The organism is Bacillus sp. PK5-006 (assembly GCF_054161415.1).
Map to the genome: position 1 here is coordinate 364,707 of NZ_CP096414.1, position 18,137 is coordinate 382,843.

Below are 18,137 nucleotides of genomic sequence, written 5' to 3' on the forward strand. Positions count from 1 at the left end.
AAAAACTGCCGAGAATATCACTTCTCGGCAGTTTTTTTATTCATATTCCTCAACGATTTCCTTCACAGTAAACGATAGAGCGTGGTAGACGTATAAGCAGGTCATTAAAGCAGGATAACCAAACCTTGTCCCATCTTCAGCGGGCACAAGCGGTTTCTTGAGCTGGAAATCAATGTGGACATCACAATACTCTTCAATCGTGGACGGCTCCTTTTGTGCCGGTCCTACACCAACAACGGGCGTCCCTTGTTCGTGCAGTTCTTTGACAAGAGATTGAATTTCTGGATCTTCTGGGTCTGAATAAAATAGCAGCACCCTGTCACTTGGATGAAGTAAGCTGCGCTCCTTTTGATCGAGGGGCAGTACCTTCGCACCGGGAAATGGCTCCTTGCTTTCAGATGCCTCTAGGGCGACAGCAGCCAGTTCATTCTTTCCATGAAAATAAACGGCATGTCCACTGACCACAGCCTGTGCAAGAAGGCGTGCACCGTCCTCAATCGCTTCACCCTGCTTTTCTCCAATACGTGAAAAAATACCTGATAACTGGGTCGTAAAAATTTTTAACAAGACTCATTTCCTCCTTCGGTCAGATCATTTTATAATAGAATATAAAGAGAATATTAGGAAAAATGCTCAGAAAATGTCGTAAAGTAAACTATTATAATTAAAGGAAATGTGAAAATCAAACAGAATTATTTAACAACAGCTCTTTTTATGGCGAAAAATGAAAGCAATGGGGTGTAACAGATGAATGAGAAAATTTTAATTGTCGATGATCAGTACGGTATTAGAATATTATTGAATGAAGTGTTTCATAAAGAAGGCTATCAAACCTTTCAAGCTGCCAATGGACTTCAGGCATTAGATATTGTGAAAAACCATAGACCGAACCTTGTCCTGCTTGATATGAAAATTCCCGGAATGGATGGTATCGAAATTTTAAAACGAATGAAATTAATTGATGAAGACATTCGTGTCATCATTATGACAGCCTATGGAGAATTAGATATGATCCAAGAGTCCAAAGAACTCGGTGCATTGACGCACTTCGCTAAGCCTTTTGATATTGATGAAATCCGAGATGCTGTTAAAGAATACCTGCCGCTTGAAACAAATGGCTAGATGGAAATGATTGAATCGAGTCATTCTGTTGCCGATTTGTCGAATAATTGGTATTCTAGAAAAGAAGAAGAAAGCGATCTGACTTTGAAAGTTTACATATGGCGAGAAATTCTGGTCATGCTAGGGTGGAGAGCTTTTTTTAGCAAGCAAATTAGCTACATAGGGAGGATTTTTCATCATGCCTTTAGTTTCAATGACAGAAATGTTGAAAGACGCAAAGGAAAAAGGTTACGCTGTTGGACAGTTTAACTTAAATAACTTAGAATTCACGCAAGCGATTTTACAAGCTGCTGAAGAAGAGAAATCTCCTGTTATCTTAGGAGTATCTGAAGGAGCAGGACGCTACATGGGCGGCTTCAAAACAGTTGTCGCAATGGTTAAAGCGTTAATCGAAGAATATAATGTAACAGTTCCTGTTGCGATTCATTTAGATCACGGTTCAAGCTTTGAATCTTGTGCAAAAGCGATTCATGCAGGATTTACTTCTGTCATGATCGATGCTTCTCACCATCCATTCGATGAGAATGTGGAAACAACTGCGAAAGTCGTTGAACTTGCACATTTCCATGGTGTGTCTGTAGAAGCTGAACTTGGAACTGTTGGTGGGCAAGAAGATGACGTCATCGCTGAAGGCGTTATTTATGCTGATCCAAAAGAGTGCCAAGAGCTTGTAGAACGCACTGGTATTGACTGCCTTGCACCTGCATTAGGTTCAGTACATGGTCCATACAAAGGTGAACCAAACCTTGGTTTCGCTGAAATGGAAGAAATTGGTAAAACAACTGGTCTTCCACTTGTTCTTCACGGCGGAACAGGTATCCCAACTGCTGACATCAAGCGTGCAATTTCACTTGGTACAGCAAAAATCAATGTAAACACTGAAAACCAAATTGCTTCTGCGAAAGCAGTACGCGAAACACTTGCTGCAAAAACAGAAGAGTATGATCCACGTAAATATCTTGGACCAGCTCGTGACGCAATTAAAGCGACTGTTATCGGCAAAATGCGCGAATTTGGTTCTTCTAACCAAGCATAATTTGATGAGAACCGAAAGCCGCCTGAGTCACAGGCGGTTTTCTCCATATCTTGAGAAAGCGCAATCAAATTTACATTTCAGACAATTTATTGATAGGAGAGTGGCACAGTTATGTTATTTTTCGTAGATACAGCGAATATTGAAGACATCAAAGAGGCGCACGAGCTTGGCATTTTAGCAGGCGTCACAACAAACCCTAGTTTAGTAGCGAAAGAAAAGGACGTCTCATTCCACGACCGCCTTCGCGAAATCACTGACGTGGTATCAGGTTCTGTCAGTGCAGAAGTGATTTCCTTAAAAGCAGAGGAAATGATTGAAGAAGGAAAAGAGCTAGCTGCCATCGCACCGAATATCACGGTCAAAATTCCAATGACTACAGATGGCCTTAAAGCTGTCAAAGCATTAACAGACCTTGGAATTAAAACAAACGTCACATTGATTTTTAGTGCAAACCAGGCACTTCTTGCAGCTAGAGCTGGTGCGACGTATGTTTCTCCATTCCTTGGCCGCTTAGATGACATTGGCCAAAATGGTCTTGATCTCATCAGCGAAGTGAAAACTATTTTTGATGTTCATGGATTAGATACACAAATCATTGCTGCATCTATTCGTCATCCGCAGCATGTGACAGAAGCTGCGCTTAGAGGTGCTCATATCGGCACAATGCCGCTGAAAGTCATCAAGCAGCTGACGAAACACCCATTAACGGATGCAGGCATTGAGCAATTTTTAGCAGACTGGAATAAATAAATGATTGTGGCAGGCGGGACGTCTCTCGTTTGCCGCAGTTTTCCTTATAAACGCTAAGAAATGTTTTGTGCAAAGAAGAGAACATCACAGCCTCGCAAAGCTTCGATTATTTTTCTTCCGACAAATTTCGTTTAACCTGTATTCTTTCTCTTGATATTGGCTAAATTTTGGACAAGACCTTTTAAAGCGCGACATCCACAAACAGTATAACTCCAACAGTGATCTTCTTTAAGAAGGGAGACAAATATGGAAAAGTTAAACATTGCCGGCGGTGATCCCTTGCGCGGGACCGTACATATTAGTGGTGCGAAAAATAGTGCTGTGGCACTGATTCCTGCCACGATTCTTGCTGATTCTCCAGTAACCATTGAAGGCCTTCCGCATATATCAGATATCGACACATTACGGGATCTGTTAGAAGAAATTGGCGGAAAGGTCACTTTTGAAAAAGGTGAAATGGTTGTGAATCCTGTTTCCATGATCAGTATGCCGCTTCCTAATGGAAAAGTGAAGAAACTGCGTGCATCCTATTATTTAATGGGCGCCATGCTGGGCAGATTTAAGCAGGCTGTCATCGGACTGCCAGGAGGATGCCACTTAGGACCTAGGCCGATCGATCAGCATATCAAAGGCTTTGAAGCACTTGGAGCCGAGGTGACAAACGAGCAGGGTGCGATTTATTTGCGCGCTGAAAAATTAGTCGGAGCCCGGATTTATCTTGATGTTGTCAGTGTAGGTGCGACGATCAACATCATGCTGGCAGCCGTACTGGCTGAAGGAAAAACGGTGATTGAAAATGCTGCAAAGGAACCCGAAATTATTGATGTAGCGACACTGCTTGCAAGCATGGGAGCCAAAATCAAAGGTGCGGGTACCGATGTCATTCGAATCGAAGGTGTAGAATCTCTTCATGGCTGTAAGCATTCAATCATCCCTGACCGCATCGAAGCAGGAACATTTTTAATAGCTGGTGCAGCGATGGGAGATGAAGTTGTACTTGATAATGTGATCCCAACTCATTTAGAATCAATTACGGCGAAACTTAGAGAAATGGGGTTCACCATTGAAACGAGCAACGATCAGATGCTGATCGTTGGCAGAAACGAAGGACTCAAGCCTGTAGATATCAAAACCCTTGTGTATCCGGGCTTTCCGACTGACCTTCAGCAGCCGATGACGGCGCTGTTAACAAAAGCAAAAGGCACGAGTGTGGTCACAGATACGATCTACTCAGCCCGCTTTAAGCACATTGACGAATTGCGTCGAATGGGTGCAAACATGAAGGTTGAAGGAAGATCTGCTATTATTACCGGACAAACACAGCTCCAAGGAGCAAAGGTCAAAGCAAGTGATCTGCGTGCAGGCGCTTGTCTTGTTGTCGCAGGGTTAATGGCAGACGGTGTGACCGAAATCACAGGGCTTGAACATATAGACAGAGGATATAGTTTGCTTGAGAAGAAGCTTGAAGGCTTGGGTGCAACCATCTGGCGTGAAAAGCTGAATGACCAAGAAATAGAAGAACTTCAAAATTCATAAGGCTTTGACTGTGAGAGGAGATTTGGACAAAAATGGAAAGAAGTTTATCGATGGAACTAGTACGGGTGACAGAAGCAGCTGCATTAAAATCTGCCCGTTGGATGGGAAGAGGATTAAAAGACGAAGCGGATGATGCTGCAACAAGTGCAATGCGTGATGTATTTGACACCATTCCGATGAAGGGAACAGTGGTCATTGGCGAAGGAGAAATGGACGAAGCACCAATGCTTTATATTGGGGAAAAGCTTGGGAACGGATATGGACCTCGCGTGGATGTCGCTGTTGATCCATTAGAAGGAACAAACATTGTGGCAAGCGGCGGCTGGAATGCCTTAGCTGTCATTGCAGTTGCAGATCATGGCAACCTGCTGAATGCACCTGATATGTACATGGATAAGATCGCAGTAGGTCCAGAAGCGGTAGGCTGCATCGACATTGAAGCGCCTGTCATTGATAATCTTCGCGCTGTTGCAAAAGCAAAAAACAAAGATATTGAAGATGTGGTTGCAACGATTTTAAACAGAGATCGACATGAGAAAATTATTGCTGAACTGAGAGAAGCAGGAGCAAGAATTAAACTGATCGACGATGGTGACGTTGCAGGAGCCATTAATACAGCATTTGATCACACAGGTGTTGATATTCTATTTGGTTCAGGCGGAGCGCCTGAGGGTGTCCTTTCTGCTGTAGCGTTAAAGGCACTTGGTGGTGAAATTCATGGTAAGCTTCTTCCTCAAAGTGAAGAAGAACTAAGACGCTGTGAGAAAATGGGGCTGGATGTTGGGAAAGTCCTCAGAATGGAAGATCTCGTAAAAGGAGATGACGCCATTTTTGCAGCGACAGGTGTAACGGACGGAGAATTACTTAAAGGTGTTCAATTCAAAGGCTCTGTTGGAACAACACATAGTGTTGTCATGCGTGCGAAATCAGGTACGGTTCGTTTCGTAGATGGCAGACACAGCTTGAAGAAAAAACCGAATCTTGTCATTCGTCCGTAATCTGAAAGCGGGTATTCATTACCCGCTTTTCATATAGGTGTCAAATGTATATCATTTTCTTTTAAAAGTTGAATATTCTCTGCAAATGAGGTAAAACTAAAGAGTGCTGCGAAATTTTCTGCGAATTTACTTCTTTTAAGCTTCAACAAGTTTAAATACTGCCGCATCATGACGATATACTCATTATCCTTCTCTATGTTGACAAAGCTCTATTTCACATTGTTCCTATCTTTCACGATAAAACGAGTGGGAGCGTTACCATCAGAGCGAGGTCATTCCAACAACAACGGAATTAAAAGCTAATCAAATACAATGGTCATGCATTTGTAAAGAAATACATTGACTAGAAAAGTGTGGTGTCCATATTGAAAGATGTATCGATTTCATCTTTGGAAAATATGAAATTAAAAGAGCTGTATGAGTTAGCAAAACGATACAAAATCTCTTATTACAGCAAACTAACAAAAAAAGAATTAATTTTTGCCATCTTAAAGGCGAACGCTGAGCAAGAGGATCTCTTATTTATGGAAGGGGTTCTTGAAATTATTCAGTCTGAGGGATTTGGTTTCTTAAGACCGATTAACTACTCCCCAAGTTCTGAAGACATTTATATTTCAGCTTCACAAATCAGACGCTTTGATTTACGAAATGGAGATAAAGTGTCTGGAAAGGTACGACCTCCAAAAGAGAATGAACGCTACTATGGCCTCCTTCATGTAGAAGCGGTAAATGGGGACGACCCAGAATCAGCAAAGGAACGTGTTCACTTTCCTGCACTCACACCGCTATTTCCTGACCGTCAAATGATTCTTGAAACACAGCCTAATCACCTGTCTACTAGAATTATGGACATGATGGCGCCAGTTGGATTTGGACAGCGTGGTTTAATCGTTGCACCGCCTAAGGCTGGGAAAACCATTTTGCTTAAAGAAATTGCCAACAGCATTTCTGAAAATCACCCAGAGGCAGAGCTGATTGTCCTTTTGATTGACGAACGCCCAGAAGAAGTAACAGATATCGAACGTTCTGTTGCAGGGGATGTTGTTAGTTCAACCTTTGACGAAGTACCGGAAAACCACATTAAAGTAGCAGAGCTTGTCTTAGAGCGTGCTATGCGTCTTGTTGAACATAAAAAGGATGTCATCATCTTAATGGACAGCATCACAAGGCTTGCTCGTGCATACAACCTTGTGATTCCGCCAAGCGGCCGAACGCTTTCAGGCGGTATTGATCCTGCGGCTTTCCATCGCCCAAAACGCTTCTTTGGTGCTGCGCGTAACATTGAAGAAGGCGGAAGCTTGACGATTTTAGCCACTGCACTTGTTGATACAGGATCACGTATGGATGACGTAATTTATGAAGAGTTTAAAGGAACTGGGAACATGGAGCTTCATTTGGACCGTTCTTTGGCCGAAAGAAGAATTTTCCCTGCGATCGACATTCGCCGTTCTGGTACGAGAAAAGAAGAACTGCTTGTGCCAAAAGAGCATCTTGATCGTTTATGGGCGATGAGAAAATCGATGTCAGATACACCTGACTTCGCTGAGAAGTTCATGCGCAAAATGAGAAAAACAAAGACAAACCAAGAATTTTTCGATATTTTAACGCAAGAATGGAAACAAGCCAATATGTCTGCATCAAGAAGATAGCTTCTCTGAAAAAATACATTTGCAATCATAGACTCACACTGTTATAATTTTATCATGTGCGTTTCAGAATTTATTTCTGAGATATTAACTCTGTTTCCGAATTGGATTCAGGGCGGAAGGAGATGACAGTAGATGAAAACAGGAATTCATCCTAACTACAAAAAAGCTACAGTCAAATGCGCTTGTGGAAATGAGTTTGAAACTGGATCAGTAAAAGAAGAGGTACGCATCGAGATTTGCTCTGAGTGCCATCCTTTCTATACAGGCCGTCAAAAATTCGCTTCTGCTGATGGACGTGTTGACCGCTTTAACAAAAAATACGGTCTTAAGTAATAATAGATACAATAAACAGGCAGGAATCCGTTCTTGCCTGTTTTTTTACGTGGATTGATGGAACTTTAAAACGGGGGAGAAGACCTTATGTATGTGATGAAACAAAGCGGTTGGCTTGAAGTCATCTGCGGCAGTATGTTTTCTGGAAAGTCGGAAGAATTGATTCGGAGAGCCAAAAGGGCCACCTTTGCCAAACAAGAAGTAAAAATATTCAAACCAGCGATTGATAACCGATATAGTACAAGCTCAGTTGTGTCACATAACGGTTCATCATTAGATGGGATTGCAGTAGCCTCACCAAAAGACATAATAACGCACATATCAGAAAGAACCGATGTCATTGGCATTGATGAGGTGCAATTTTTTGATGAGACAATCATTGACATTGTCACTCAATTGGCTGACCAAGGCTATCGAGTCATTGTTGCAGGCCTGGATCAAGACTTCAGAGGAGAGCCATTTGGTGTTGTTCCGCATTTAATGGCATGTGCAGAGCTTGTAACAAAACTTCAAGCAGTTTGTTCGGTATGCGGCTCCCCAGCGAGTAGAACACAACGCTTGATCGACGGTAAACCCGCATCCTATGATGATCCTATTATTTTAGTAGGTGCGCAGGAATCATACGAAGCACGATGCAGACATCACCATGAAGTACCAAGACTTGATGTTGGTACAACACTTGACAAATAAAAAAATAGCAAATGCCGCTGTGTTTCGTTTTTCGAGATTTTGGCTGAACACCCATCATTTGTACTTAAATAAATTAAATAACACTACGATTAAATTATCTAATTTTCAACGCTTGCGTTTTGTCATAAGCAGGCATAAAATGACTAACTGTAGTGTAAAGCATTTAAACGAAAAGTTCGATTTCTTGTCATAATTTTTTTGATTAAGGATTTTTCTCCTTAATCGTTCTTTGGATTAATAGTTCACTTTATTTATATTTTAGAAAGAGGGTAGTTTTTGATGAACAACGTGAAGAAAACAAAAGAAGGGTACCTCGAAACCACTTTGACAGGTAAAGATGTATTATCGATTCCAACGTTGAACAAAGGCGTTGCTTTCTCTGAAGAAGAAAGACAAGAGCTTGGACTAGAAGGCTTACTTCCTCCAACGGTTCTAACTTTAGAACAGCAAGCGGAAAGAGCGTACAAGCAGTTTCTAGCTCAGCCGGATCGTCTTCGTCAAAACGTATACTTAAGTGATTTGCAAAACCGTAACGAAGTATTGTTCTACAAGCTTCTAACAGAAAAGCTTCGTGAAATGCTTCCAGTTGTATACACACCAACTGTTGGTGAAGCGATTCAAGAATACAGCCATGAATACAGAAGACCTCATGGTGTCTATCTTTCAATTGACGACATTGACGGAATTGAGAAAGCATTTGAAAACTTGCACGCAACTGCTGGAGATATTGACCTCATCGTTGCAACTGACTCTGAGAGTATTCTTGGAATTGGTGACTGGGGTGTTGGTGGTATCAACATCGCAATCGGTAAATTAGCTGTTTACACGGCTGCAGCAGGTATTGATCCTAGCCGCGTGATTCCAGTTGTATTAGATGTTGGAACAAACAATGAAAAATTATTGAATGATCCATTATACATCGGGAACCATCACAAACGTGTACAAGGTGAAAAATACGAAGAATTCATTGATGCTTATGTGAAAGCAGCACTTAAATTCTTCCCGAAAGCATTGCTTCACTGGGAAGACCTTGGAAACAAAAATGCGCGTAACATCATGAAAAAATACAATGATAACATCTTAACGTTCAACGATGATATTCAAGGTACTGGTGCCATTACTTTAGCGGGTGTTCTTGCAGCTGTCAAGAAAACTGGTACTCAATTGAAAGATCACCGTGTTGTCATCTTCGGAGCTGGATCAGCTGGTATTGGAATCGCAGACCAAATGCGTGACACAATGGTTCTTGAAGGTCTAACAGAAGAAGAAGCAAACAATGCATTCTGGACATTAGACTACAGAGGATTGCTAACAGATCAATTTGAAGATGAAGTGCTTGATTTCCAAAAACCATACCTGCGTACTTCTGATGAAGTAGAAGGTTGGGCACGCGATGAAAAAGGGCAAATCTCATTTGCTGAAACTGTTCGCAGGGTGAAGCCGACCATCCTTATCGGTACATCAGGTCAAGGCGGCGCATTCACTGAAGAAATCATTAAAGAAATGGCAGCTCATACAGAGCGTCCAGTGATCATGCCAATGTCTAACCCAACACCGCTTGCTGAAGCTGTGCCAGAGGATCTATTCAAATGGACTGACGGCCGTGCGCTTGTTGCAACAGGAAGCCCGTTCGAAAACGTTGAGTATAACGGAATTGAACATGAAATCGGACAATCAAACAATGCGTTCGTTTTCCCTGGACTTGGTCTTGGTTCAATCGTAACAGAATCAAAAATCATCACAAAAGGCATGTTCGTTGCTTCTGCGAATGCAATTGCTGAAATGGTAGATCATGAGAAACCAGGTGCTGGTCTTCTTCCAAGTATTGATAAATTGCAAGAAGTGTCAATTCATGTAGCTGTTGAAGTAGCGAAAGCAGCAATTGAAGATGGTGTCGCAAGAAAAACGCCTGACAACATCGAACAAGCTGTGAAAGACGCAATGTGGATTCCTGAATATAAAAAAATTGTAAGAGCATAATAAAATGTGTAACGCGGCATTGCTTCGGGTAATCTAAGCAATGCCGCAATAAATAAGAAACATGTAAAGGATTTAAGGAGGAAGAGTAAGATGGACTTTTTAAATATTTTGATCCTCCTAGCACCGATTTTTTTCGTTATCGCGCTGGGTTGGTTCGCAGGGAACTTCGGCAGCTATGACGCTAAATCTGCAAAAGGTGTAAGTACACTTGTTACAAAGTATGCTTTACCAGCGCACTTTATCGCCAGTATTCTGTCAACACCAAAAGATAAATTCTATAGTCAAATTCCATTTTTCGTTGCATTGATTTTCGGAATCGTTGGTTTTTATATCATTATCCTTTTAGTTACGAAATTTGCTTTTAAATATGATTTAACAGATTCTTCTGTTTTCTCGTTAAACTCAGCACAACCGACCTTTGCATTTATGGGGATTCCGGTCTTGGGCAGTTTATTTGGAGCTCAAGAGGTTGCAATTCCGATTGCGATTACCGGAATAGTTGTAAATGCATTGCTTGATCCAATTGCTATTATTGTGTCAACTGTCGGTGAAAAAACAAAAGGAAAAGCCAAAGAAGGCGAAAGTTTCCTAAAAATGACGACAAAAGCAATTTTGCACGGTTTATCAGAGCCGCTTGCACTTGCACCGTTAGCCAGTATCATTCTTGTTCTTTTAGGATTTAAACTTCCTGCAATCGGACATGAAATGTTAGAGGAAATTGGCAGCGTCACATCAGGGGTTGCGTTATTCGCAGTCGGTGTCACTGTTGGTATCCGCAAAATTAAATTAAGCTTGCCAGCCTTCAGTATTGCATTGCTAAAAGTAGCTGTACAACCATTACTTATGTATTTTATCGCTGTTATTATGGGTCTTTCGGCTGATGAAATTACAAAAGCTGTATTACTTGTTGCCTTCCCAGGTTCAGCTGTTGCAGCAATGATCGCAACACGATTTGAAAAACAAGAGGCGGAAACTGCATCCGCATTTGTGATCAGTGCCATCATGTCACTCATCACATTACCGATCATTATTGCACTTACCGTATAATATAGTAGAAAGGCTGCCAAACGAGGCAGCCTTTCTTAGCGAAATGAATGAAACAGAGGGAAGAGTACACGCTTTTTTTTGATGTCGGGGTGTGCGATTTCCTTTTTTTCTTCTACTTGTGACGGTTGTTTCAAGGCTGCGGCGAGGCGGTCAAATTTTGTGGATAAGTCTTCAATTTCTCTGCGGTGCTGAAGCAGCTGATACGATACACCTTCATCTGCCTTTTTAGCCAATTTCCGTTCAAGCTCTTGCAGGCGGTCTTCTACATCAGTGACATGTAATTGCTGCTGAATGAGCGCTTTCACTTGTTTTTCTAATGCTTCAATCCGCTGTATAGAGACATCAGCTTCGGCAGCAGGTGCTGATTGACGAACGGTTTCCTTATGGATTGGCAGTTGAATATCTTGGAGGATCACACCTTCACTCATTTGGTGTTTGACCTCTTTGAGCAGCTGTACAATATCATCATGAAATTCATAATGTCCAAGTTCATTCCGGGCGACAGGGATGTTGAGCTGTTTGACCCAGCGCTGAATCGTCTTTGAAGAAACACCAATTTCCTTTGCAACCTCATTTGTATTCAAACCAAATGCCCTCCCTTTTTTCAATTACAAGTACCATTCTCTTTAAGGAGTTCCTGTTCCTTCACGTTAGACAAAACAAGTAACCAATCGCCAAAGATCGTGTTTTCTAGCGAAAAATTGCAGGAATTCAATTGTTTTGGAAATTTTTTTGACTGTCATACCCCGCTATACTATAATTAGACTGTTACGCACAAAACAGAGGTGAAGACCATGTTAGACCGTTTAAAATCAATTGAAGAACGCTATGAAAAGCTAAATGAATATTTAAGTGACCCTGAAGTGGTGAACGACCCTAAGAAGCTTCGTGAATATTCGAAAGAACAATCCGATATTCAAGAAACTGTTGAGGTATATAGACAATATCGTGCGGCATACGACCAGCTGAATGATGCGAAAGCAATGCTCGAAGAGAAGCTGGATGCCGAGATGCGCGACATGGTCAAAGAAGAAATTTCAGAGCTCACGGAAGAAACGGAACGTTTAGAAGACGAGCTGAAAATCTTGCTGATCCCGAAAGATCCGAATGACGATAAGAACGTTATTGTGGAGGTTCGTGGTGCAGCGGGTGGAGAAGAGGCTGCTCTTTTTGCGGGAAATCTTTACCGTATGTACAGCCGTTATGCTGAAATGCAAGGCTGGAAAACGGAAGTTATGGAAGCAAGTGTCACTGGCACAGGCGGTTATAAAGAGATCATCTTTATGATCAGCGGGAAAGGCGCATACTCTAAACTAAAGTTTGAAAATGGTGCACACCGCGTGCAGCGTGTTCCAGAAACAGAATCAGGCGGACGGATCCATACATCTACTGCGACAGTCGCTGTATTACCTGAAGCTGAGGAAGTTGAAATTGATATCCATGAAAAAGATATCCGTGTGGATACATTTGCATCAAGCGGACCTGGCGGACAAAGTGTCAATACGACCATGTCTGCTGTTCGATTAACTCACCTTCCAACAGGTGTTGTTGTGTCCTGTCAGGATGAGAAATCACAAATTAAAAACAAAGAAAAAGCCATGAAAGTACTTCGTGCGAGAATTTATGATAAATTCCAGCGTGAAGCACAGGCTGAATATGATCAAACACGTAAATCTGCGGTTGGAACAGGGGATCGTTCAGAGCGTATCCGTACGTACAACTTCCCGCAAAACCGTGTAACAGACCACCGCATCGGATTGACGATTCAAAAGCTTGATCAAATTTTAGAAGGAAAACTTGACGAGGTCATTGATGCACTAATTATGGAAGACCAAGCAAGAAAGCTTCAAGATGCAAAATAAAGAGCGAACAATCTTCGAAGCCCTTAAATGGGCTTCTTCTTTGTTAACGGAAGCTGGCAGAGACCAAAATGCAGCAGAACTCCTGTTGATGCATGTGCTCGGCTGGAGCAGAAGTGAGCTTCTTGCACGATTTCATGATGCGCTGCCTGAGGAGCAAGATCAACTGTTCAGCAAATTTGTGACACAGCATAAGGCGGGTGTTCCTGTTCAGCATTTAACGGGTGTTGAATTCTTTTACGGACGTCCTTTCGAGGTGAACAAGCATGTTCTTATTCCTCGTCCTGAAACGGAAGAAGTTGTTCTGGCGGCGCTCAATTTGGTAGGTGACGTTTTCCCGCCCGGTCAGCCGCTCAAAGCAGTTGACGTTGGCACAGGAAGCGGAGCCATTGCGATTACGCTGGCTCTTGAAAAAAAATCACTATCTGTCACAGCGACTGATATCTCACAAGAAGCGCTTGCGGTAGCAAAACGGAATCAACAAGCGCTCGGTGCAGACGTTCATTTTTTACATGGAGATTTGCTTGAACCGGTTATAGCTCAAGGCATTAAAGTAGATGTATTTATTTCCAATCCACCTTATATTGCGGCGGAAGAAATGGATAGTCTGTCTGAGGTTGTGACGAAGCATGAGCCGGTGAATGCGCTGACGGACGGACGTGATGGCTTGTGGTTTTATCAGCGTCTCGTTCATGATCTTCCCAGCGTGCTGAGTGATCAGGCAGTTGTTGTCTTTGAAATTGGACATATGCAAGGTCAAGATGTCACAGCGCTTCTTGAGCAGGCATTTCCTAAAGCGGATGTCTGTATCGTCAAAGATATTAACGGAAAAGATCGAGCTGTTTGCGCACACATTCAAAACGGAAAGTCCGGCTGAAGAAAGCCGGACTATTTTATTATGTAAAGATGAAACTTATGGTAAAAGAGAAACGTATATATAGAAGAATGAACATTCTGATCATGATTTTTTACATAAATTTGTTTTGAAGGAGCGAATGGTGTGAACAAAAGGTATGCGATGGTGTTGGTCATCGTCAGTGTACTATTGATTGTGAGTGCTTGTGGTAAACCGAGCTTTAAAAAAGAGGCAGCAGCATTTGGAGAAAGCTATAAAAAAGCACAATACACAGTGAATCGAACGGATGACCTATCTGACATGAAAGAGAAGCTGAAGGTTTATTTAACCGAACATGAATATCAAGAATATACACAAGACAGCATGTTCCCGAGCATATTAGAAGCGGCGAAGGATCAAGATTGTCAAATTAAGCTGAAGAAAATTATGTTTACGCCTTCAGATGAAAGCGATGACAGAATTGAATTTAACTATGAAATGGTGATCCAATTTATCGATCAAAAAGGGAAAGTCAAAAAAGAAATCGAGAAAAAAGGAGCCATGACTGTCATCAAAACAGAATCTGGTTTAAAAATCAGCCGAGATTGGGATGGAAGACTATACCCTTCTGACTACCAATCCTCACTCAAAAGTCGTTCTTAATGAGAACGGCTTTTTTGTTTTGACTCATAATCTATTAAAAAATTCATATTGACTGTTTATGAAATGAGTTTCCTGGACACAATGTTTGTAGCGAAGAGAAAAAGTGGGGGGAACACACAATGTTGAAAAGTAAAACGATGATTTGTCTTTATATGTTTCTATTATTATGCGGTGCTTTTGCAAATCTTGGCAGAGAGGAGACAGCGGCTGCTTCTGCAAATCAGCCTGTTGTCATACCAGATGAAGCAATTCGATTACGCATTTTAGCAAATAGTGATCGTTCAGCGGATCAGGATGTGAAAAGAAGTATTCGTGACGAGGTCAATGCGAGTATGACAGAGTGGGTGAAAGACCTCACATCCATTGAAGAAGCAAGACGTGTCATTCGATCAAAGCTGCCAGAAATCAATCGTATTGCTAAAGCGAAATTGAAGGAACAGCACATTGATCAATCCGTATCGGTCAGTTTTCAAAAAGCTTCATTTCCAACAAAGCTCTATGGAAATTTCGTCTACCCTGCTGGGAAATATGAAGCCATTTTAATTACGCTTGGAGAAGGAGACGGAGCCAACTGGTGGTGTGTGTTATTTCCGCCGCTCTGCTTTATCGATTTTTCAAACGGAGAAGCCATCGCCTCACCAGAAGGGGATGATGATAAACAAGTGACAGCGCAGCAAACGAAAGAGTCTGTCAATGAAGTGGTGAAAGAAGAGGAAGAAGAGACAGGTGAAGTAAAGTTCTTTTTGTTCGAATGGGTCTCTAGTCTTTTCTCTTAAAAAAGGTATAAAACGGTTTTTGCCTCATAGATTTGAAGTAAGAGATCAAAAAGAGGTGAAAGCATGTATTATCAATTAAGAATAGCCACAGAAGAAGATGTCCCGGCGATCAATGCTTTTCTTGAAAAGGGACAAGCAAAAGGCGGAGTAACACTTGCGGAGCGAACGGCATTTGTAGTGATGGAAGATGCGGATGGTCAGCTGGCAGGCTGCTTAGGTCTTGAACAGTTCAATGAACAAGAGGGATTGCTGCGGTCTCTTGTCATATCAGATAAGCTCGGTCAGGGACACATTGTCTCTTTGTTCCAAAGTGTTCAAACGCTCGGTGAAAAAATGGGTGTGGATACTTTTTATGTCGTCGCAAACCATTCCTCTTCCCATGATTTTTTGGCATTAATGGGCTTTACGCCTTTAAAGGAAATTCCAGAAAGCATATGGAGCTCTGCACATGCAAAAGAGACATTGGGGAAAGAACAGGCTGTGGTCCTGCAAAAAAAAGGCAGTTAATCACAAAATGATGGACTTATACACATACTTATCCACTACAAAACAAGCGTTATCCACAAATTGTGGACAACGCTTGTTTTATTGATCATCATCTTTTATACTTTCAAAAGGATAATTGAGATATATCAACAGTTTTATCTTTTTTAAAAGGAGTTTGTATGATGTTAAATACAAAAAGGTGGTCTGTGGATTTAGAAAAGGATTTATCCACATACTATCCACAAATTAAACAGGCGGCCGATCTGCTGAAGCAAAATGAAGTGGTTGCTTTCCCGACAGAGACCGTTTACGGACTCGGGGCAAATGCGAAAGAGACAGAAGCCGTGATGAAAATTTATGAAGCGAAAGGGCGTCCGAGTGATAATCCGTTGATTGTTCACATTGCGGAGGTTCAGCAGCTTCACGAATTTGCACAAATAGAAAGCGAAAAAGCGAAGGCGCTGATGGATGCCTTTTGGCCGGGCGCCTTAACCATCGTTCTTCCGTGTAAGCCGGGCACTTTATCAAAGCAGGTTACAGCAGGTTTATCCACAGTAGGTGTGAGAATGCCTGACCATCCCATTGCGCTTGAGCTCATCCGAGCAGCTGGTCTGCCAATTGCTGCACCAAGTGCCAATCGTTCGGGAAAACCTTCACCAACACAAGCTGACCATGTAGCCAGTGATCTCGAAGGAAGAATCGCTGGGATTGTGGATGGCGGTTCAACAGGTATTGGCGTTGAGTCAACGGTTGTATCCTGTATCGGTGAGACCCCAGTGATTTTAAGACCAGGCGGGATTACAAAAGAAGCATTAGAAGAGGTAGTCGGAACGGTGAGTGTGGACCCAGGGCTGACAAAAAAGGACGAAGCGCCTGTATCGCCGGGAATGAAATACACACATTATGCACCTGAAGCCAAGATGTATATCTTTCATGGAAGTGATGAAGACATGCAGTGTCACATTCAGAAATACAGAGCTGAAGGGCTAAAAGTCGGAGTGCTGACAACAGAAGAAAAGAAATCGCTGTTTGCGGCAGATGTTGTGTACAGCTGTGGGTGGAGAGAAAAACCTGAAACGGTTGCCGCAAACCTTTATCGTGTACTGAGACAATTTGATGAAACAGATGTAGACTTGATCATTTCAGAAGCCTTTTCAGAAGAGGGAGTTGGTTCTGCCATTATGAACCGTCTGCAAAAAGCCGCAGGAGGGCGTACACTCCCTTCGTTCCAATAGTTCTAACCTTTCTTGGACAAACATAGGTTAAAGAAGAATGTGTGTCCAAGGGGGATTTACATGAACGAACTAGCTGGCGAATTGCTGACACTCAGCATCATGGCTTTTGCACTTGGGATGGATGCTTTTTCGGTTGGACTTGGTATGGGGATGATTCAGCTGAGGTTCCGCCAGATCATTTATATTGGACTTGTTATTGGGATATTTCATATGTTTATGCCGCTTTTTGGCATGCTGACAGGTCAGCTCTTATCTGGATGGCTCGGTCTTCTTGCCACCTATATTGGCGGGGCGCTGCTTTTGGTGCTGGGACTGCAAATGATTGTTGCTTCTATCCGCAAAGAGGATAAGCCCTTTATCGCACCAGTTGGGGCTGGTCTTGTTCTTTTTGCGACAAGTGTAAGCCTAGACAGCTTTTCCGTTGGTTTAAGCCTCGGGATTTACGGTTCCCAGGTGTGGATGACTATATTATTGTTTGGTTTTTTTAGTATGCTCCTCACATGGCTCGGATTATTACTCGGTAAACAGGTTCGGTCATGGGTGGGTTCATATAGCGGCGCGCTTGGCGGAATCATTTTACTAGCCTTTGGTATCAAATTATTATTTCCGCTCTAGCCAGTCTCCTTACATAACATGTAGAATGAAATGCTATATAATAGAAGAAAAGGAGGGCGAAAGATGAAAATCTTATTTGTTTGTACGGGAAATACATGCAGAAGTCCAATGGCTCAAGCCCTTTTTGCTTCCATTGCAGATGAAAAAGGTTTAGAGGTCACTGTAAAATCAGCGGGCATTTTTGCCTCCGATGAAGGGAAGGCTTCTCCTCAAGCGATCGAAGCATTATTTGAGAAAAGCATTCCACTGAATCACTCATCATCAAAATTGACAGAGGATCTTCTGCGCGAAGCTCATTACGTCTTCACGATGACGATGCAGCATAAACAGTTGATTGCAGAGCAATATGCGCATGCAAAAGGTAAGGTCTTCACTTTAAAGGAATTTGCGACAGGAACAGAAGGCGATGTATCCGATCCGTTTGGAGGAAGTCTTTCTGTTTATCAGGAAACTCGAGATGAACTAGAAGCCTTGCTGTATCAGCTCGCTGAGAAGCTGAAAAAAGATCATCATAATAGATAACTTGT

At 42.2% G+C, this 18,137-nt stretch carries 20 protein-coding genes; 18 read left to right on the plus strand and 2 right to left on the minus strand.

The features are described from left to right. Positions 1 to 36: 36 nt before the first annotated feature. Positions 37 to 567, minus strand: a complete 531-nt coding sequence (locus M1D84_RS01815) for a DUF2529 domain-containing protein (protein WP_149126191.1) — start codon at positions 565 to 567, stop codon at positions 37 to 39. Positions 568 to 747: 180 nt separating this feature from the next. Here M1D84_RS01815 and M1D84_RS01820 point away from each other — a divergent pair, with 180 nt between their 5' ends. From M1D84_RS01820 to M1D84_RS01865, 10 genes are all read left to right on the plus strand, one after another. Further along, positions 748 to 1,122 (plus strand): response regulator, encoded by a 375-nt coding sequence (locus M1D84_RS01820; RefSeq protein WP_003214681.1) that lies wholly within the window; start codon positions 748 to 750, stop codon positions 1,120 to 1,122. Between the two features lie 178 nt (positions 1,123 to 1,300). Next, complete coding sequence (locus tag M1D84_RS01825; protein ID WP_024423748.1) at positions 1,301 to 2,158, plus strand: class II fructose-bisphosphate aldolase; 858 nt, start codon at positions 1,301 to 1,303, stop codon at positions 2,156 to 2,158. Between the two features lie 111 nt (positions 2,159 to 2,269). Continuing rightward, positions 2,270 to 2,908 (plus strand): fructose-6-phosphate aldolase, encoded by a 639-nt coding sequence (fsa, locus tag M1D84_RS01830; protein WP_024426351.1) that lies wholly within the window; start codon positions 2,270 to 2,272, stop codon positions 2,906 to 2,908. Between the two features lie 246 nt (positions 2,909 to 3,154). Then, positions 3,155 to 4,444 (plus strand): UDP-N-acetylglucosamine 1-carboxyvinyltransferase, encoded by a 1,290-nt coding sequence (locus M1D84_RS01835; protein ID WP_024423746.1) that lies wholly within the window; start codon positions 3,155 to 3,157, stop codon positions 4,442 to 4,444. A 32-nt stretch (positions 4,445 to 4,476) separates the two neighbouring features. Further along, positions 4,477 to 5,442 carry a class II fructose-bisphosphatase gene (gene glpX / locus M1D84_RS01840; protein ID WP_012011567.1) on the plus strand — a complete coding sequence of 322 codons (966 nt, stop codon included), beginning with the start codon at positions 4,477 to 4,479 and terminating at the stop codon, positions 5,440 to 5,442. A 365-nt stretch (positions 5,443 to 5,807) separates the two neighbouring features. Continuing rightward, on the plus strand, positions 5,808 to 7,091 hold the full coding sequence (gene rho, locus M1D84_RS01845; protein ID WP_008354975.1) for a transcription termination factor Rho: 1,284 nt from the start codon (positions 5,808 to 5,810) through the stop codon (positions 7,089 to 7,091). 132 nt (positions 7,092 to 7,223) lie between these two features. After that, on the plus strand, positions 7,224 to 7,424 hold the full coding sequence (gene rpmE, locus M1D84_RS01850) for a 50S ribosomal protein L31 (protein WP_003215407.1): 201 nt from the start codon (positions 7,224 to 7,226) through the stop codon (positions 7,422 to 7,424). Positions 7,425 to 7,511: 87 nt separating this feature from the next. Continuing rightward, positions 7,512 to 8,114 carry a thymidine kinase gene (locus tag M1D84_RS01855; RefSeq protein ID WP_024423745.1) on the plus strand — a complete coding sequence of 201 codons (603 nt, stop codon included), beginning with the start codon at positions 7,512 to 7,514 and terminating at the stop codon, positions 8,112 to 8,114. A gap of 279 nt (positions 8,115 to 8,393) precedes the next feature. Next, positions 8,394 to 10,094, plus strand: coding sequence for an oxaloacetate-decarboxylating malate dehydrogenase (gene malS / locus M1D84_RS01860; protein ID WP_024423744.1), 1,701 nt, complete (start codon positions 8,394 to 8,396; stop codon positions 10,092 to 10,094). 90 nt (positions 10,095 to 10,184) lie between these two features. Further along, entirely contained in the window at positions 10,185 to 11,141 is a 957-nt protein-coding gene (locus M1D84_RS01865) for an AEC family transporter (RefSeq protein WP_081124965.1), read from the plus strand. A 35-nt stretch (positions 11,142 to 11,176) separates the two neighbouring features. Here M1D84_RS01865 and racA read toward each other — a convergent pair whose 3' ends face one another. Next, the gene (gene racA / locus M1D84_RS01870) at positions 11,177 to 11,725 is read right to left on the minus strand and encodes a chromosome-anchoring protein RacA (RefSeq protein WP_206534259.1); all 549 of its coding nucleotides are present in this window, start codon (positions 11,723 to 11,725) and stop codon (positions 11,177 to 11,179) included. A 210-nt stretch (positions 11,726 to 11,935) separates the two neighbouring features. Here racA and prfA point away from each other — a divergent pair, with 210 nt between their 5' ends. From prfA to M1D84_RS01910, 8 genes are all read left to right on the plus strand, one after another. Next, entirely contained in the window at positions 11,936 to 13,003 is a 1,068-nt protein-coding gene (gene prfA / locus M1D84_RS01875) for a peptide chain release factor 1 (RefSeq protein WP_024423741.1), read from the plus strand. Then, a complete protein-coding gene (prmC, locus tag M1D84_RS01880) occupies positions 12,993 to 13,877 on the plus strand; it encodes a peptide chain release factor N(5)-glutamine methyltransferase (RefSeq protein WP_458106388.1) in 885 nt (294 codons plus the stop codon). The genes prfA and prmC overlap by 11 nt, the downstream gene beginning before the upstream one ends. Positions 13,878 to 14,018: 141 nt before the next feature. Further along, entirely contained in the window at positions 14,019 to 14,498 is a 480-nt protein-coding gene (locus tag M1D84_RS01885) for a hypothetical protein (RefSeq protein ID WP_024423739.1), read from the plus strand. A 122-nt stretch (positions 14,499 to 14,620) separates the two neighbouring features. Then, positions 14,621 to 15,274, plus strand: a complete 654-nt coding sequence (spoIIR, locus tag M1D84_RS01890; RefSeq protein ID WP_229137102.1) for a stage II sporulation protein R — start codon at positions 14,621 to 14,623, stop codon at positions 15,272 to 15,274. A 63-nt stretch (positions 15,275 to 15,337) separates the two neighbouring features. Continuing rightward, positions 15,338 to 15,781, plus strand: a complete 444-nt coding sequence (locus M1D84_RS01895; protein ID WP_025093885.1) for a GNAT family N-acetyltransferase — start codon at positions 15,338 to 15,340, stop codon at positions 15,779 to 15,781. Positions 15,782 to 15,942: 161 nt separating this feature from the next. Beyond that, positions 15,943 to 16,995, plus strand: a complete 1,053-nt coding sequence (locus M1D84_RS01900; RefSeq protein WP_458106389.1) for an L-threonylcarbamoyladenylate synthase — start codon at positions 15,943 to 15,945, stop codon at positions 16,993 to 16,995. A 60-nt stretch (positions 16,996 to 17,055) separates the two neighbouring features. Next, entirely contained in the window at positions 17,056 to 17,610 is a 555-nt protein-coding gene (locus tag M1D84_RS01905; RefSeq protein ID WP_024423735.1) for a manganese efflux pump MntP, read from the plus strand. Between the two features lie 63 nt (positions 17,611 to 17,673). Next, the gene (locus M1D84_RS01910; RefSeq protein WP_024423734.1) at positions 17,674 to 18,132 is read left to right on the plus strand and encodes a low molecular weight protein arginine phosphatase; all 459 of its coding nucleotides are present in this window, start codon (positions 17,674 to 17,676) and stop codon (positions 18,130 to 18,132) included. The last annotated feature ends 5 nt before the right edge of the window (positions 18,133 to 18,137 follow it).

Bases quoted from the DNA above. Each gene is read 5' to 3' on its own strand.
- glpX (WP_012011567.1), top strand. From the start codon at position 4,477: ATGGAAAGAAGTTTATCGATGGAACTAGTACGGGTGACAGAAGCAGCT.
- malS (WP_024423744.1), top strand. From the start codon at position 8,394: ATGAACAACGTGAAGAAAACAAAAGAAGGGTACCTCGAAACCACTTTG.
- prfA (WP_024423741.1), top strand. From the start codon at position 11,936: ATGTTAGACCGTTTAAAATCAATTGAAGAACGCTATGAAAAGCTAAAT.
- M1D84_RS01865 (WP_081124965.1), top strand. From the start codon at position 10,185: ATGGACTTTTTAAATATTTTGATCCTCCTAGCACCGATTTTTTTCGTT.
- M1D84_RS01910 (WP_024423734.1), top strand. From the start codon at position 17,674: ATGAAAATCTTATTTGTTTGTACGGGAAATACATGCAGAAGTCCAATG.
- M1D84_RS01885 (WP_024423739.1), top strand. From the start codon at position 14,019: ATGGTGTTGGTCATCGTCAGTGTACTATTGATTGTGAGTGCTTGTGGT.
- fsa (WP_024426351.1), top strand. From the start codon at position 2,270: ATGTTATTTTTCGTAGATACAGCGAATATTGAAGACATCAAAGAGGCG.
- M1D84_RS01835 (WP_024423746.1), top strand. From the start codon at position 3,155: ATGGAAAAGTTAAACATTGCCGGCGGTGATCCCTTGCGCGGGACCGTA.
- M1D84_RS01905 (WP_024423735.1), top strand. From the start codon at position 17,056: ATGAACGAACTAGCTGGCGAATTGCTGACACTCAGCATCATGGCTTTT.
- M1D84_RS01895 (WP_025093885.1), top strand. From the start codon at position 15,338: ATGTATTATCAATTAAGAATAGCCACAGAAGAAGATGTCCCGGCGATC.
- M1D84_RS01825 (WP_024423748.1), top strand. From the start codon at position 1,301: ATGCCTTTAGTTTCAATGACAGAAATGTTGAAAGACGCAAAGGAAAAA.
- rpmE (WP_003215407.1), top strand. From the start codon at position 7,224: ATGAAAACAGGAATTCATCCTAACTACAAAAAAGCTACAGTCAAATGC.
- prmC (WP_458106388.1), top strand. From the start codon at position 12,993: ATGCAAAATAAAGAGCGAACAATCTTCGAAGCCCTTAAATGGGCTTCT.
- M1D84_RS01900 (WP_458106389.1), top strand. From the start codon at position 15,943: ATGTTAAATACAAAAAGGTGGTCTGTGGATTTAGAAAAGGATTTATCC.
- M1D84_RS01855 (WP_024423745.1), top strand. From the start codon at position 7,512: ATGTATGTGATGAAACAAAGCGGTTGGCTTGAAGTCATCTGCGGCAGT.
- M1D84_RS01820 (WP_003214681.1), top strand. From the start codon at position 748: ATGAATGAGAAAATTTTAATTGTCGATGATCAGTACGGTATTAGAATA.